We start from the raw sequence: 14,986 nt of genomic DNA, 5'->3' as shown, positions 1-14,986 counted from the left end.
AGCGCACCCGCCGAGGAGGCGACCCATGGCGACGAAGCAAACAAGAAGCCACGAAGGAGGCCAGGACCCCGCTGCGCCCAGGCAGATCGCGCTGGCCTTGCAGGGCGGCGGGATGCACGGCGCATTCACATGGGGCGTGCTCGACCGCTTGCTCGAAGACGGGCGCCTCGCGATCGAAGGCGTGAGCGCGACCAGCGCCGGCGCAATGAATGGCGCAATACTCGCGTATGGGCTGTTGAAGGGCGGCGAGAGCGGCGCGCGCGAAGCGCTGCGCGATTTCTGGCATGCGGTTGCCGAGTCGGCCGAGCGCTACAACCCGCTGCGCTGGGTGCCGTGGCTCAAGGGCTCGCACAGCTTCGGGCTCGACCATTCGCCGCTCTATGCGTTCGCGGACATGATGCTGCGCGTATTCTCGCCCTACCAGTTCAATCCGCAAAACCTGAATCCGCTGCGCGAAGTGCTCGAAAGCCACGTGGACTTCGCCGCGTTGCGCAAGGCGTGCCCGATTCAGCTGTACCTGTGCGCGACCAACGTGGAGACGGGCAAGATACGCATCTTCACGAGCGAGGACATCTGCGCAGACGCCGTGCTCGCCTCCGCATGCGTGCCGACACTGTTCCATGCTGTGACGATCGCGGGCGAGCACTACTGGGATGGCGGCTATATGGGCAACCCGGCCATTTATCCGCTGATCTATCACTGCAAGACGCGCGACGTGGTGATCGTCCACGTCAACCCGCTCGTGCGTCCCGGCCTGCCGGTCACGGCCGCCGAGATTCTGAACCGGATCAACGAGATCAGCTTCAACTCATCGCTGATGCGCGAAATGCGTGCGATCGCGTTCGTCACCGACCTGATTCAGCAAGGCAAACTCGCTCAGAATGAGATGAAAGAAGTTCTGATCCATTCGATCCGCTCCGATGCCGCGATGTGCAAGCTCAGCGTATCGAGCAAGTACAACGCGGACTGGGATTTTCTGTGCGAACTGCGCGACAACGGCCGAAAGGAAGCCGATGCCTGGCTCGAGCGGCATTACGCGAATATTGGTCAGCGCTCGAGCATCGATATTCGCGAGGAATTTCTCTGAGTCTCGCGCTGAGCGCAGAGCAGAATCAGGCGCCCGCGGTGACGCGCGGTGCGCAAAGGAGAAGGGGTGAACCAGACGCGGCCGCGCTTCGTCGAACTTTGGACTCGCAGTGGGGGAGTGCGCGCCGACGCTGTGTATGCCGATCTCACGCAATGTTATGGGGAGTCGGGTCGTCACTATCACACGCTGCGTCATGTGCGCCGCTGCCTGCGCGATTTCGATCTGGCGCGCCACGCCATGCCGAACGGCGATCTCGTGGAACTGGCGTTGTGGTGTCACGACGTGATCTATGTTCCGGGCGCTCAGGATAACGAAGAGCGCAGCGCAGACTGGTTGAGGCGCTGGGGTAACAATCGTATTGATACTTGCGAGCGTATTTGCGAGGCGATCCTCGCAACACGGCATACCCGCGTTCCGGATGAACTGGAGGCTCGCTTCGCATGCGATATCGATCTCGCGGCACTTGGTGCGTCGCGCCGCCGGTTTCGTGAGGACGGTGTGCGCCTGAGAGCCGAACGTCCGGATCTCGACGATCATGCGTACACCTTGCTGGAGCGGAAGATTCTGCAAGGGCTGCTCGAGCGGCCGCGCATCTATCTCACCGATTACTTCCATTCGCGCTGCGAGGCGGCCGCGCGCCAGAACCTCGCATGGAGGCTCGGCCTGCCGATTTCTGGAGTCAGCACACGAGACTAGCGATCAACAGCGTCGAATGGGCCGAAAAAAAGCCGGTCTTGCGACCGGCAACAAAGCGCTCCCTGGAATAGGTGAATCGCGCTGCCCACTTACGCGGGCATCCGATCGGCGACTGGCTTCACGCAGCAGCCTTTAGACTGCCGTGCGGATCGATGACGAATTTCTTTGGTACACCCGAGTCGAATTCGGCATAGCCATTGGGCGCCTGGTCGAGTTCAATGACGGTCACGTTGACGGCTTCGGCGATATTCAGCCGGTCCCACAGGATCGCCTGCATGAGATTGCGGTTGTATTTCATCACTGGCGTCTGGCCGGTGAAGAACGAGTGCGACTTCGCCCATCCCAGACCGAAGCGGACCGACAGACTGCCGTGCTTCGCGGCAGAATCGGCGGCGCCGGGGTCATCCGTCACGTACAAGCCGGGAATGCCGATCTTGCCGGCCGCCCGTGTGACTTCCATCAGTGAATTCAACACGGTGGCCGGTGCCTCCGCTTGCGAACCAGCGTGCCCGTGTCCCCGTGCCTCGAAACCCACGCAGTCGATCGCGCAGTCGACTTCCGGTTCGCCGAGCAGCCCGGCAATCTGTTCCGCCAACGATGCGTCTTCGGACAGGTCAACCGTTTCGAAACCGACTCTTCGCGCATGTTCGAGTCGCTTCGGATTCACATCGCCGATGATCGTGACGGCAGCGCCCAGTAGTCTCGCCGACGCCGCCGCGGCGAGTCCGACCGGTCCCGCGCCGGCGATATAGACGGTCGAGCCGGGTCCGACACCGGCAGTCACCGCGCCGTGATAGCCGGTCGGCAAAATATCCGACAGACACGTGAGGTCACGAATCTTGGCCATTGCGCGGTCGCGGTCCGGGAACTTAAGCAGGTTGAAGTCCGCGTACGGCACCATCACGAACTCGGCCTGACCACCAATCCATCCGCCCATGTCGACGTAGCCATAGGCGCCTCCCGCACGCGCCGGGTTGACGTTCAGACAAACGCCAGTGTTCTGTGCCTTGCACATCGGGCAACGACCGCATGCAACGTTGAACGGCACCGAGACCAGGTCGCCTTTTTGCAGCGTGGTGACGTCCGAGCCTACTTCAATCACCTCGCCGGTAATTTCATGACCGAGCACGAGTCCAGCGGGAGCGGTGGTACGACCGCGGACCATGTGTTGGTCCGAGCCGCAGATGTTGGTCGCGACGACCCGCAGGATGACGCCGTGATTGGCTTTTCTTCCAGCGGGGTCGACGAGTTCCGGAAAGGCGATGCTGCGCACTTCGACTTTCCCTGGCCCGACATAAACCACTCCACGATTGCCTGACATGTTGCCTCCTATCCTGTTGTAATGGATTGCGAAACCACCCTCGGGTTACAGCCAATCTGTTTCGAAGCTGCAATCGGTTAGCGAAACGCATCCTTGTTCCGTCAACACAACTTGCTGCTCGAGCTTGACGCCTTGAGTTCCGCCGTCTGCGCCGATGTAACTTTCCACGCACACCGTCATGCCCACTTCGAACAGGCCGTCGTAACCCGCAGTATTCCAATCGACCATGTGCGCGATGGATGGGTACTCGTCGACCATGCCGATGCCGTGCGCAAGGCAGCAGTATCTGTTCTTGATAAATTGTTCCGGTATTTTCCAGGCCTTCTGCGCAAACTCGCGGAACGTCATGCCGGGTCGCAGAATGTCCATGTTGTAGTGGACTTGCGCATAGGCATATTCATAGAGCTTGCGTTGCTCATCAGAGGGACGGCCATCGCCGACCAGCCATGTGCGAGAGATGTCGGAGCAGTAGCCGTTCGGTCCGACCATGTCGGTATCGAAGGCGAGAAGGTCGCCTTCTTTCAGAACGCGCGACGAACACTCGTGCATCCATGGATTGGTTCGATCGCCGGACGCGAGAAGCCGCGTTTCAATCCACTCTCCGCCGTTTCTGATGTTCTCGTAGTGCAGATTTGCCCAGATTTCGTTTTCAGTGAGCCCAGGGCGAAGCTCGCGGCGCATGCGCGCGATGCCCTTTTCCGCGGTCCGCAACGATTCGCCGATCAGAGCCAGTTCGCCCGCCGACTTGATCAGCCGGGCGGTCTCCATCAACGCTTGCCCGTCGAGGATCGTGATTCCCTGCTTCTCCAGATAGGCGGTGCCGAACGGGTCGAGGCGGTCGATCGCAAGCAGGCGCTCGCCCGGCGCATATTTGCGGAATACGTCGACAATCTCGGCACCCCATAACTGCGCGCGCTTCTCTGCTTCATGCCCTGCATTGAAAAACGTCCAGCTCTTTGCGCCGCGCAATTCGACGTCGAGATCCAGGCCGTCCCACACATGTTCGCTGCTATGGAACTCCCATGCCACGATGCGACCTTCGGCAAAAACCATCACATAGCGGGCCGGGTTTCGACCGGCCCACACTTGCATGTTGGAGGTATCTGTCGCATAGCGGATGTTGACCGGGTCGTACAGAAGAATCGCTGGGCAATTGTGTTGACGCAGTTGCTCCTGAACACGTCCAAGCCGATATGCTCTGACGTCCTGTTGAATCGTGTGTCTCTCTCCCATCGCGACGGCGCTGTCTGTTTCATTTGACTCGACGTCCATCATTGTCTTTGCTCCAGGCATGATTTGAATGTGAATGTGAAGCAGTGCGAAGGGGAGGGTCCGACGCATCGACGCCGAAGTTCCGCGACTCGCATTTTCCTCGCGTGTGTTAATCCGACGACCCGCGTCGACCCGCGACGACCCGCGACGATCTAGAGTTCGAGAGTCAGATCGGAGGTCGGTCGACTGCAACAGAGCAAACGGAAGCCCTTCTGAATCTCCCGGTCGCGAATGCCGCCGTTGTGTTGCATATCGACTGAACCTTCGAGCAGCTTCGTCTTGCAGGTTCCACATACGCCCTGGCTGCACGAAGACGGGATCGCAACCCCAGCTTTTCTTGCCGCGGAGAGAACTGTTTCAGACGCGCTCATCGTGAACGAGCGCGACGAGCGCGAGAGCTTGATAGTGAAGATCTGCTGCGAGACCGGTGCTTCTTCATGCGCGGGTTCGAGTGCGACGCCGGCAGTGATGTCGAAACTTTCCTGATGGTAGCGAGAGGGATCGTGGGCACCTTCTCGGAGGATGTCGCGCACGGCATTCATGTAACCGGCCGGGCCACACGTGAACACTTCCCGCTCCGCATAGTCCGGCACCCAGCTGCTCAATTGCTGCAGACTCAGGCGACCGGTCGGTCCGCTCCAGTCGGCTTCATCGCCAACGCCTTCACAAATAAAAAACGTACGAAATCGCGGAGACTGTTCGGTGAGGCGCCGAAGTTCTTTTCTGAAGACGATGTCGGCCGGCGTTCTTGCGCTGTGTACGAACACCACGTCGCGGTCGAGTCCAAGGTCGATGCTCGCGCGTGACATCGACATCAGCGGTGTCACGCCGGACCCCGCGGACAGGTAGAGCGACCTGGTTGCAGAGGCCGTGGTCGAAGTGAACGTTCCTGACGGTCCATAGGCGCGCAACTGGCTGCCGGGTTGCAGGTGGTCGTGCAGCCAGTTCGACATGACTCCGCCCGGCACTCGCTTGACCGTGATCGAGACGAGGTATGGGCGCGTTGGCGGCGAAGAGATTGTGTAGCAGCGTTCGACGGATTGTCCGTGCACGTGAGCCGATATGGTCATGAATTGACCAGGTTCGAACCGCACTGGCATACCGTCGCCCACGCGAAATTCGAACGTCTTGACGTCGTGCGTCTCTGGGGTGACGCGACAGCAAATCAGGCTTTGCTGCTCGCCACTTGCCCAGACCCTACCTGCGCGTTCCCACGTGCCGGGATCGGAAAAGCTGGTCTCCGGGTCGTGCATTGTGGCAAAGATACTTTCCACCGAATTCATAGCAGCAGCCTGATTAAACGCGTTGTGAACAGTCATTCGGCCGCTCAGCGGAGCGCGACATGCGCAACGTGGCTACCGAAAAAAACATCAACGAAGGCAACGGAGTGGACGCGCTTCAAAAGACATCCGTCGGGTCCGGACGCATCTTCGTTGGGGTGGAGTATTGGTCTGCAAAACGCCACCGTCAATGCGCTTTATTTTCCTCGCGCTATTACATTAAGTTATGCATCACCTTGATTTTTCGATGTTTTATAAGTGACTTCCCTTAATTGGCTCTTTGCCGTCTTGACGAAGACAAAAAGAAGACACAGGATTCGCCCCACAGGGAGGAAGCATGAAGACGAACGTCATCGAAGTCGATCGAACAGATGGATCTGCTCCATCTCCAGACCGCAAAGTGAGTCTCGCGCAGACGCTAAGGCACCGCATTCTGAGCATGGAGCTCGCGCCAGGCGCGAGCCTGGATGAGGTCGCATTGGCCGAGGAGTTCGGGCTGTCCCGTCCCCCGGTCCGCGAGCTGATGCGGCAGATGGCGGCCGAAGGTTATATCGAGCTCGAAGCGAATCGGGCTGCACGCGTCGCCTCGATGAGCTTCGATTCGCTACGCAATTATTTCCTCGCGGCGCCGTTGGTCTATGTGGCTACTACCAAGCTCGCAGCGGTGCATGCGACGAGGGCGGAAATTGCGAATCTCAAACGTGTGCAGGAGCAATTCCGGGCGGCTGTCGAAGGAAACATAGTCGACCACCGGGTTCTTGAGAACGACGAGTTTCACCTCGCAATCGGGAAGATGGCGCATAACCAGTATCTGCTACCCAGCCTGTGTCGGCTCCTGATCGACCACGCGAGGCTCGGGCGAACTTTTTATCAACCGCGCGATGAGCGAATGGAGGCCGAGCTCGCCGTCGCAGTGCAACAACACGAAGACATTATCGACGCGATTGAGCGCAGAGACGCAGAGGCTGCCGGTGCGGTCATCCTGGCGCACGTCAATCTGGCCCGGCGCAATCTGGCGTCTTACGTCGCGCCAGACGGCGTCGTCATCCCAATTGAGTTCTAGTTTCGCGAACCGAGCAACCGTTTGGTTCTATCTGAAAACCGCATCAACGAGAGACTGACATGAGTGAATTGCTGTCCAGGAGCGAGTATCAAAAGATTGCCCGGGAGTTGAGGCTGCCGACGTCCGCAGTGATCGGCGGTGAACTCCGCGGCGCCGTTTCCGGCGAGACGTTCCCATCGATCAATCCCGCGACCGGTGAGCAGCTTGCGGAGGTGCCGGCATGTGCAAAGGAAGACGTGGACGCCGCGGTGGCGAGCGCGCGTGCTGCTTTCAACGACGGGCGTTGGTCCCGACTCCATCCCGCTGCCCGCAAGCAGGCGATTCTCAAGCTGGCCGATCTCATTGAGCAGAACGCTCTCGAACTCGCCGTGATGGAAAGCCTCGATGCTGGGAAAGCAATTTTCGATTGCCAGACAGTCGACGTGCCTGAAACGGTCAATGTGCTGCGCTGGCATGCGGAAGCCATCGACAAAATCTACGATCAGGTCGCGCCGGCCTCCGACGGGCATATTTCGATGATCGTCCGCGAGCCAGTTGGCGTGGTGGGCCTGGTATTGCCGTGGAACTTCCCGTTGTTGATGCTCGCATGGAAGATCGGCCCGTCGCTCGCCGCGGGTTGCTCGCTGGTCGTGAAGCCAGCGGTTGAAACGTCTCTCACCACGATGCGGGTCGCGGAACTTGCGCTCGAAGCGGGCATTCCCGCGGGCGTGTTCAATGTGGTGACGGGCTCCGGCCGTGCCGTCGGTGAAGTGATTGGACGTCATCCGGACATCGACATGGTGTCGTTCACCGGTTCGACCGCAACAGGCAGGCGGTTCCTCTCTTATTCCGCCGAAAGCAATCTCAAGGAGATCGTGCTCGAAATGGGCGGCAAGAATCCCTGCATCGTAATGCCGGATGCAGTCGACCTCGACACAGTGGCGGCCCACATCGTCAATGGCGCGCTGTGGAACATGGGTGAAAACTGCTCGGCGATTTCACGGCTCATCGTGCATCGCGATGTCAAGGCCTCGCTCCTCGAGCGAATCATGAAGCTGGCCGAGGAGTGGCGCGTCGGCGATCCGCTGGACCCGCAGAACCGCATTGGTCCGCTCGTTTCCCGGCAACACTACGAGAAAGTGCAGTCGTATCTCACTGGCGACATGAAGGTGCTGTTCGGCGGTCAGACGAGCGAAGGGCGCTATGTGCATCCGACCATCATCGAGGTAGATAGCAACGACGCAAAGCATGCCCGCGAGGAAATCTTCGGTCCGATTCTGTCGGTCATTACGGTGGATAGCCTCCAGCAGGCAATCGATGTCGCCAACGACACTGAATATGGACTGTGCGCGTCCGTGTTCGCGGGCAACGGCAAACGCGCATTGCGGGCGGCGCGCGCAGTTCGGGCCGGCACGGTCACGGTGAACTCGTTCGGCGAAGGTGACATCACCACGCCGTTCGGCGGGTATAAGCAGTCGGGCTTTGGTGGACGCGATAACTCGCTCCACGCGCATGACCAGTACACACAGCTGAAGACGATTTGGCTTGATCTCAACGAAGACGAAACGGACGAAGAGTAATCACATGAAGAACTTTCCTTTCACTGGCATCAACCTGGCCATCAGTACTCCTTTCGATCGTGATGGCAAACCGGACCATGGTCGCCTGGAGCAGTTGATCGAGAAGTACATTGCCGCGGGAATTCGTGGCTTCGTGCTCAGTTCGGGCACGGGTATGCACGTCTATCTGTCACCGCAGGAGTCAAAAGAACTCGTCGCGTTTGGCGCGAAGGTCATCAATGGCCGCGCCAGAATCATCGCGCAGACCTCCGCATTGCTGGTCGATGACGTCGTCGAGCGCACTCGCCACGCGGCCGAATGCGGCGCGGACGGTGTGATGGTTTTGCCGCCGTTCTTCGAGGGTCCGACGGATGACGACGGCGTGTTCGAGTTCTATGCGGCAGTAGCGCGCGGTGGTCTTCCAATCATCGGCTACAACGTCCCGCAGGCTGTTGGCGTGGAAATCACGCCGTCGCTGCTGCGCCGTCTGTGCGAGATCCCTGAGTTTCTCGCGGTCAAGGACAGTAGCGGCGACCTCGCCAGACAGGCGGCCTTGATCCGTACCGGACTGCCGATGATGAACGGTGCCGATCCACTCGTGCCGTACGCGATGTATGCCGGCGTCCAGGGTCTGATCTGGGGCGGTGCGAACTTCGCGCCGAAGACCTGTACCCAGTTGGTCAGCGCCGCGCAGGAGCACCGCTGGGACGACGCGCGCGAGATCTGGCGGCTGCTGGAGCCCGCGATGTCGTTGATCTGGCAGGGCGACTACGTCCAGTCCGTGTACGCGGCTGCGGAAATGACGGGCTATGGCGCCGGCAATCCCCGTCGTCCGCTGTCCCGCCTCGCCGCCAGCAAGATCGATACATTGCGCAGCGCATTGGGCGAGCTTGTCGAGCGCGAAGGCGCTATTTAACGGGCCGGGTCGATCATCATGTATGTAGCTAGCAAACTTCCTCAACATCTCGGTCAGTCCGGCTGGGTGGCGATGCTGCCCGGCCGGACGCCGAACGCGCCTCTGAATGGCACGGTGAGCGCCGATATTGTCGTGATTGGCGGAGGCTTCGCCGGTCTTTCCGCGGCACGGCGTCTGTCCCAACTCGACCCGAAGCTCAAAGTCGTCATCCTCGAGGCCGGGGAGGTGGCCGAGGGCGCGACCGGGCGCAACTCGGGCTTCATCATCGACTTGCCGCATGAGGTGTCGTCGGAGGACTACGGCGGCACCGACAACGATGCGCGGCGGCACGATATCAAGGTCCACCGCATGGCGATCGCGTTGGCCCGGGACCTGGCCAACGAGAAAAAGTGGGGCAAAGACATCTTCGACCCGTGCGGCAAGTACAACGTCGCACTAGGTGAGCAAGGCGATCAGCATGTGGTTTCGTACGCGAAGCAACTGGACAAGGTGAACGAGCCTTACCGGCTTCTCGACGCGAAGGAAATCGCGGCGGTAACCGGTACGACCTCTTTTACCTCGGCGATCTTCACACCGGGGACCGTGATCATCCAGCCCGCCGCTTATATCCGTGGGCTGGCTGATTCCTTCAGCGGATCCGTGCATCTTTACGAGAACACCCCTGCATTGTCATTCGAGCGGCAAGGCGGATCGTGGAAAGTCAGGACGCCGAAGGGAACCGTTAATGCGGGAAAAATCATTCTTGCCAATAACGGCCAGGCACAGAACTTTGGTCTGTTCCGCGGGCAGCTGCTGCATGTCTACACCTACGCGTCGATGACGGCGGCGTTCGACCCGAAGCGGCTCGGAGGTCAACGCTCGTGGGCCGCAACACCGGCCTTTCCGATGGGAACGACAGTGCGCCGGGTGCAAGGCCGCGAAGGCGACCGGATTCTGATCCGCTCCCGCTACACGTACAACCCGCGGATGCAGGTGAGCGAAGGGGAGATTGCGCGCGCGGGCCGAGTGCACGACAAGAAGTTCGACGCGCGCTTTCCAATGCTGAAAGGCGTGCCAATGGAGTACCGCTGGGCCGGGGCGATGGCGCTGACCTGGAACGGTGTGCCCGCGTTCGGAGAGATTGAAACGGGCATGTTCGCGGCGATTGCCTGCAATGGGGTGGGGGCTACCAAGGCGACAGCGTCGGGCATTGCCGCCGCGGAAGCCGCGCTCGGCATGGATTCATGGCTGGTTCAGGTCTTCAAAGGCTTTGCGGCACCCCGGCGACTGCCACCTCAGCCTTTCCTGACGATAGGGGCGAGCGCGAATTTGAGCATGAAGGAGTGGTCGGCCGGGTTGGAGTGACGAAGCGAAAAATCGACGTTCGCGAGTAACAGCAGGTTTTTTCCGGCGAATAGCGGAATGACGGAGGAGATATGGACTGGTTAAGTAAGTTTCCACATATGCAGGACGAGTCGCTTCTACACCTGAAGCGTTCCATTGATGACAGTTTTCGCGCCTTCACAGCGGCGTACGGCGATTCTGTCGACAGTTTCTTCGAGCCGCTCCAGCAGTTTCTGATGGCAGCGGAGCGCTTTCTGACCCAGACACCCTGGCCAATCATCATGTTGCTGATCCTTGCCATCGCGTGGGGGGCAAGCCGAAACTGGAAGGTGGTCGGCGGGTGCTTCGTGACCCTCTCGCTGATCGGGTATTTCGACATGTGGCAGGACACGATGCGAACCGTTTCGATGATTTTCGTCTGCACGGTGCTGTCCATCGTCATTGGCTTGCCGATTGGGATCTTGATGGCGAAATCCGATCGGGTTCGCCGGATCGTGGACCCGGTGCTCGACGTGATGCAGACGATGCCAAGCTTCGTCTATCTGATTCCGGTCGTGATGTTGCTGGGTATTGGTCGGGTACCCGGTTTGATTGCAGTCGTTATCTACGCGATTCCGCCGATGATCCGCCTGACCAATCTCGGCATCCGGCTGGTGGACCGCGACATCCTCGAGGCCGCCGATGCTTTCGGCTCTTCGCAGTGGCAGAGGCTGCTTAAAGTGCAACTCCCGCTCGCTTTGCCGACGATCATGGCCGGCGTCAACCAGACCATCATGATGGCGCTCGCAATGGTCGTCGTCGCCGCGATGATCGGCGTTCAGGGGCTTGGCCAACCCGTTCTCAAGGCAATCGCCAATCAGTATTTCACGCTCGGTATCTTCAACGGTCTTGCCATCGTGGGCATCGCGGTCATCTTCGACCGTGTCAGTCAGGCCTATGGCAAGCGGCTGCAAAAGCATCAGGAGGTGGTCCATGGCTGACATCAAAGATGGCGGAATCAAAATCCGGAACCTGTACAAGATTTTCGGACCCAAGGCCGCATCCTATGTTGCGGCGGTCAGGGACGGACTCTCCAAGGCCGACTTGCTGCAGCAGAGCGGTCACGTACTTGGACTGCGAGACATCAATCTCGACATCCCGGCAGGTTCAATCCAGGTGATCATGGGACTCTCCGGCTCCGGCAAATCCACGCTGATTCGCCACATCAACCGACTCATCGATCCCACCGCTGGCGAAGTGCTGATTGGTGGCGTCGACGTCTGCAAGATGAAGTTCCGCGACTTGCGTGAGTTTCGTCGTCGTCAAACGGCGATGGTGTTCCAGAAGTTCGCATTGCTTCCGCACCGCAATGTGCTGGACAACGTCGTGTACGGCCTGGAAGTGTGCGGCGTCTCGCGCAAGGAATCGGTGGACACGGCGATGCGATGGATCGAGCGCGTCGGCCTCAAGGGTTTCGAGCAGCGCTATCCGAATCAGCTGTCCGGCGGCATGCAGCAACGCGTCGGTCTGGCCCGCGCATTGGCGATGGACGCCCCCGTTCTGCTAATGGACGAAGCGTACTCGGCGCTCGATCCGCTGATCCGTATGGATATGCAGACCGTGCTACTGGATCTTCAGAAGGAAATCCGCAAGACGATCGTCTTCATTACGCACGACCTGGACGAGGCGCTTCGCCTCGGCGACCAGATTGCGATTCTGCGGGATGGCTGCATGGTGCAGCAAGGGACGAAACAGGACATCGTTTTGCGTCCGGCCGACGAGTACGTGACGAACTTCGTGAAACAGGTCAACCGCGGCCGGGTCGTCTCGGTGGACGGCGTGATGTCGCCGCTTCGCTCCGGGGTGGCCGTGCTCGGCAGGCACGTCGCGGCCGACACGACCGTCGAGGACGCGATTTCCATACTGACGCGTGAGCCCGACAACGAGCATCTGATCGTGGTCGACGGGAGCAACCATCCGCAGGGGACCGTGAACTTACGGCAGTTGGCATGCGCGCTGATTACACCGGACGAAGAGTCCGCTGTCGTGCACGCTGGTGCTGACGAACGCAAACGCGTTGAAGGGGCAATTGCAGTATCGCGCTGATAGTCGCGCTCACTGCATGGTTGATAGAGCGCTTCGGATACTCCGCTGAGGTATCCGAAGGTTGTTGTGGTTGATCACAGAAGCCGCAAGTAAGCATCGGGATATGTCAAAACATTCCTTGCAGCTTGGGGCCTTGCGAACTCGTGGAACCAATGCAAGCCGGGGAAGGTCCGGTAACTTTAAGGGAGCTGCAATGAGACTCAAACTTGTAGGGGTCGCTTTTTTGGCGGGCGCGCTTTGCGCAAGTACTGAAGCTAACGCCGCCGGTTGCGGGAATGTCACGATCGCAAGCATGAACTGGCAGAGCGCGGAACTGGAAGCCGCGGTTGATAAGTACATCCTCAGCGAAGGTTATGGTTGCTCCGTGAATTCCGTGATTGGAGACACCGTCCCGACGATTACTTCGATGGTCGAGAAGGGGCAGCCGGACATCGTGTCCGAAGGCGCCATCGATCTTTTGCCGGCGGTCGCCAAACAAGGCCTCGAATCGAAGAAGATTGTCACCGCCGCGAATGTCATCAAGGAAGGCGCAGTCTATGGCTGGTACATTCCGAAATATGTAGCGGACGCGCATCCCGAAATCAAAACCATCCCCGATGCGCTGAAGCATCCGGAGCTCTTTCCGGACCCGGAGAATCCGAAAAAGGGGGCAATCTACAACGGCCCCCAAGGCTGGGGCGTGACCGTCAATACGGCCCAGTTATACAAGGCTTTCAAAGCCGAGCAGGCGGGGTTCCGTCTGGTGGATACGGGTTCCGCCGCGGGCCTGGACGGGTCGCTGACCAAAGCCTATGAGCACAAGCAGGGCTGGCTCGGCGTGTATTGGGCGCCTACTTCGCTGCTCGGCAAGTACAAGATGGTCAGGCTCGAGGAGGGTGTGCCCGTCGACATGGCCGAGTGGAAGCGCTGCACCACTGTCGCAAGCTGTCCCGATCCGAAGCCGACCGGGTGGCCCGGAAGTCGTTTGCTGACGTTGGTCGCCAAGCCATTTGCCGACAAGGCCAGCCCCGACGTGATGAAATATCTTGGCACGCGTACGTTTACCACCAATGACGTACAACAGGTGATGGCGTGGATGACCGACAATCAGGCAACCGGTGAGGACGCGGCGAAGCATTTCCTCAAAGAAAAGCCGGACGTCTGGACGAAGTGGGTGACGCCGGTCGCAGCGGAAAAAATCAAGGCATCGCTGTAACGCGAATTGCAGTGGCTTTCACCCGCTGCTACCGGTAAGGTAGCGGCGGGACTCCTTGTGGTGCGTCTGTCGCTGCTGCCTGGGGTGTGCTCACGGCGACAACTTTCCTCCAATAAGCTCACGATGAAAGCAGTCCTGGATGGTGCGAAGGGCTATCGACGACTCATTCCCTCTCTCACCGCGCTGGTCGAGTTCGAGGCTGTCGCAAGATTGCGCAGCTTTACTAATGCGGCAACCGAGTTGGGCGTAACCCAGGCAGCCGTAAGTCGGCAGGTGCGGCTTCTGGAGGACCTGCTGGGCGTCCGTCTGTTTGACCGAACGCACCGCAACCTCACCATGACGAAAGAAGGTGAGGCGCTTTTTGCGGTTGTGTCGGAGGCAATGGGCAGAATTGCTGGGGTCTTCGACCGACTGTCGACCGGCATCGAAGACGAAGAACTCGTCGTGGGGGCGACGGCCGCGTTCTCGCACTTCCGGCTGATGTCCAGCATCGGGACACTCAAGCGACTCAATCCGAATCTGAGGATTCGGCTCATCACGACGATGTTCACCGCGGATCTTCGACACAACGAAGCCGACGCGGTCGTACGGTATGGCAACGGCAACTGGAGCGATGGGACGTCTTACCTGCTGTTCGAGGAACAGGTGTCCGCGGTGTGCTCGCCGGGCTGGCTGAAGACGAACGGCACGCCTGAAACGCTGGCGGAACTGATGGCCTGTCCGTTGATTGCGGACGACCCCACCTCGGAGGGTTGGTTGACCTGGGAGCAGTGGTTCCGAGCACTAGGCGAACGCCCCGGCAGGTTGAACTATGGCTTGCTAACTTCTCTTTACTCCGATGCCGTGCAGGCAGCGCTCGACGGCCAGGGAATCGCCATGGGATGGAACCGCTTGCTTCACGACCATCTGGCTTCGGGCCGACTGGTCCGCGTGACGGGCGCGACTTTGCCGATGAGCGATGCCTACTACCTCGTGGTACCCCACGGCAAAACAATCAGGCCAACCATCAAAACACTGATTGAGTTGTTACGTCAGGATGCTGGGGTTGGCTGAAGCATCGCGACCGTCCACAAGCCATGGGAGGATCTGCCTGGCAGTGGAAATCAACGGAATCCGCGTTGAACGAGTCAGCGTTTTCCCTTGGCGGCAACGGCGATTCCCGTGCGAATGCGACTGGAGCACAAGCGCCAGCAGGCCATAATCTAAAGTA

Annotated in this window: 13 protein-coding genes; 10 read left to right on the top strand and 3 right to left on the bottom strand. The window is 59.7% G+C overall.

The window, feature by feature from the left end:
• Window positions 1-25: 25 nt before the first annotated feature.
• Window positions 26-1,087, top strand: a complete 1,062-nt coding sequence (locus tag L0U84_RS11705; protein ID WP_233850015.1) for a patatin-like phospholipase family protein — start codon at window positions 26-28, stop codon at window positions 1,085-1,087.
• 66 nt (window positions 1,088-1,153) lie between these two features.
• Entirely contained in the window at window positions 1,154-1,783 is a 630-nt protein-coding gene (locus L0U84_RS11700; RefSeq protein ID WP_233850014.1) for an HD domain-containing protein, read from the top strand.
• 118 nt (window positions 1,784-1,901) lie between these two features.
• Here the strand turns inward: L0U84_RS11700 and fdhA are convergent, their stop codons facing one another.
• The 3 genes from fdhA to L0U84_RS11685 all read right to left on the bottom strand — a co-directional run bounded on the left by fdhA (window position 1,902) and on the right by L0U84_RS11685 (window position 5,659).
• Window positions 1,902-3,104 carry a formaldehyde dehydrogenase, glutathione-independent gene (gene fdhA, locus L0U84_RS11695; RefSeq protein ID WP_233850013.1) on the bottom strand — a complete coding sequence of 401 codons (1,203 nt, stop codon included), beginning with the start codon at window positions 3,102-3,104 and terminating at the stop codon, window positions 1,902-1,904.
• Between the two features lie 45 nt (window positions 3,105-3,149).
• Entirely contained in the window at window positions 3,150-4,337 is a 1,188-nt protein-coding gene (locus L0U84_RS11690; RefSeq protein WP_233852004.1) for a M24 family metallopeptidase, read from the bottom strand.
• Window positions 4,338-4,528: 191 nt separating this feature from the next.
• On the bottom strand, window positions 4,529-5,659 hold the full coding sequence (locus L0U84_RS11685; RefSeq protein WP_233852003.1) for a hybrid-cluster NAD(P)-dependent oxidoreductase: 1,131 nt from the start codon (window positions 5,657-5,659) through the stop codon (window positions 4,529-4,531).
• 334 nt (window positions 5,660-5,993) lie between these two features.
• Here L0U84_RS11685 and L0U84_RS11680 point away from each other — a divergent pair, with 334 nt between their 5' ends.
• The 8 genes from L0U84_RS11680 to L0U84_RS11645 all read left to right on the top strand — a co-directional run bounded on the left by L0U84_RS11680 (window position 5,994) and on the right by L0U84_RS11645 (window position 14,829).
• Entirely contained in the window at window positions 5,994-6,719 is a 726-nt protein-coding gene (locus tag L0U84_RS11680) for a GntR family transcriptional regulator (RefSeq protein WP_233850011.1), read from the top strand.
• A gap of 59 nt (window positions 6,720-6,778) precedes the next feature.
• The gene (locus L0U84_RS11675; protein WP_233850009.1) at window positions 6,779-8,278 is read left to right on the top strand and encodes an aldehyde dehydrogenase; all 1,500 of its coding nucleotides are present in this window, start codon (window positions 6,779-6,781) and stop codon (window positions 8,276-8,278) included.
• A 4-nt stretch (window positions 8,279-8,282) separates the two neighbouring features.
• Window positions 8,283-9,173, top strand: a complete 891-nt coding sequence (locus L0U84_RS11670; RefSeq protein ID WP_233850007.1) for a dihydrodipicolinate synthase family protein — start codon at window positions 8,283-8,285, stop codon at window positions 9,171-9,173.
• Window positions 9,174-9,191: 18 nt separating this feature from the next.
• Window positions 9,192-10,517, top strand: coding sequence for an NAD(P)/FAD-dependent oxidoreductase (locus L0U84_RS11665; protein WP_233850005.1), 1,326 nt, complete (start codon window positions 9,192-9,194; stop codon window positions 10,515-10,517).
• A 71-nt stretch (window positions 10,518-10,588) separates the two neighbouring features.
• Window positions 10,589-11,476 carry an ABC transporter permease gene (locus tag L0U84_RS11660; RefSeq protein WP_233850003.1) on the top strand — a complete coding sequence of 296 codons (888 nt, stop codon included), beginning with the start codon at window positions 10,589-10,591 and terminating at the stop codon, window positions 11,474-11,476.
• Window positions 11,433-12,581: a quaternary amine ABC transporter ATP-binding protein gene (locus L0U84_RS11655; RefSeq protein ID WP_233850002.1), complete on the top strand. Its 1,149-nt coding sequence runs from the start codon at window positions 11,433-11,435 to the stop codon at window positions 12,579-12,581. Before L0U84_RS11660 ends, L0U84_RS11655 begins: the two co-directional genes overlap by 44 nt.
• Before the next feature lie 193 nt (window positions 12,582-12,774).
• Window positions 12,775-13,776, top strand: coding sequence for a glycine betaine ABC transporter substrate-binding protein (locus L0U84_RS11650; RefSeq protein ID WP_233850001.1), 1,002 nt, complete (start codon window positions 12,775-12,777; stop codon window positions 13,774-13,776).
• Between the two features lie 123 nt (window positions 13,777-13,899).
• Complete coding sequence (locus L0U84_RS11645) at window positions 13,900-14,829, top strand: LysR substrate-binding domain-containing protein (RefSeq protein WP_233850000.1); 930 nt, start codon at window positions 13,900-13,902, stop codon at window positions 14,827-14,829.
• The last annotated feature ends 157 nt before the right edge of the window (window positions 14,830-14,986 follow it).

Origin of the sequence: Paraburkholderia sp. HD33-4 (assembly GCF_021390635.1) — a bacterium.
In the GTDB taxonomy this organism is placed as follows: Bacteria; Pseudomonadota; Gammaproteobacteria; order Burkholderiales; family Burkholderiaceae; genus Paraburkholderia.
Note: the sequence above shows the minus strand (reverse complement) of the source record. Positions and strands in the feature narration are given on the sequence as shown.

Coding starts and splice junctions, on each gene's coding strand:
- L0U84_RS11705 (WP_233850015.1), top strand. CDS start 26: ATGGCGACGAAGCAAACAAGAAGCCACGAAGGAGGCCAGGACCCCGCT.
- fdhA (WP_233850013.1), bottom strand. CDS start 3,104: ATGTCAGGCAATCGTGGAGTGGTTTATGTCGGGCCAGGGAAAGTCGAA.
- L0U84_RS11690 (WP_233852004.1), bottom strand. CDS start 4,337: ATGGGAGAGAGACACACGATTCAACAGGACGTCAGAGCATATCGGCTT.
- L0U84_RS11685 (WP_233852003.1), bottom strand. CDS start 5,659: ATGAATTCGGTGGAAAGTATCTTTGCCACAATGCACGACCCGGAGACC.
- L0U84_RS11680 (WP_233850011.1), top strand. CDS start 5,994: ATGAAGACGAACGTCATCGAAGTCGATCGAACAGATGGATCTGCTCCA.
- L0U84_RS11675 (WP_233850009.1), top strand. CDS start 6,779: ATGAGTGAATTGCTGTCCAGGAGCGAGTATCAAAAGATTGCCCGGGAG.
- L0U84_RS11670 (WP_233850007.1), top strand. CDS start 8,283: ATGAAGAACTTTCCTTTCACTGGCATCAACCTGGCCATCAGTACTCCT.
- L0U84_RS11665 (WP_233850005.1), top strand. CDS start 9,192: ATGTATGTAGCTAGCAAACTTCCTCAACATCTCGGTCAGTCCGGCTGG.
- L0U84_RS11660 (WP_233850003.1), top strand. CDS start 10,589: ATGGACTGGTTAAGTAAGTTTCCACATATGCAGGACGAGTCGCTTCTA.
- L0U84_RS11655 (WP_233850002.1), top strand. CDS start 11,433: ATGGCAAGCGGCTGCAAAAGCATCAGGAGGTGGTCCATGGCTGACATC.
- L0U84_RS11650 (WP_233850001.1), top strand. CDS start 12,775: ATGAGACTCAAACTTGTAGGGGTCGCTTTTTTGGCGGGCGCGCTTTGC.
- L0U84_RS11645 (WP_233850000.1), top strand. CDS start 13,900: ATGAAAGCAGTCCTGGATGGTGCGAAGGGCTATCGACGACTCATTCCC.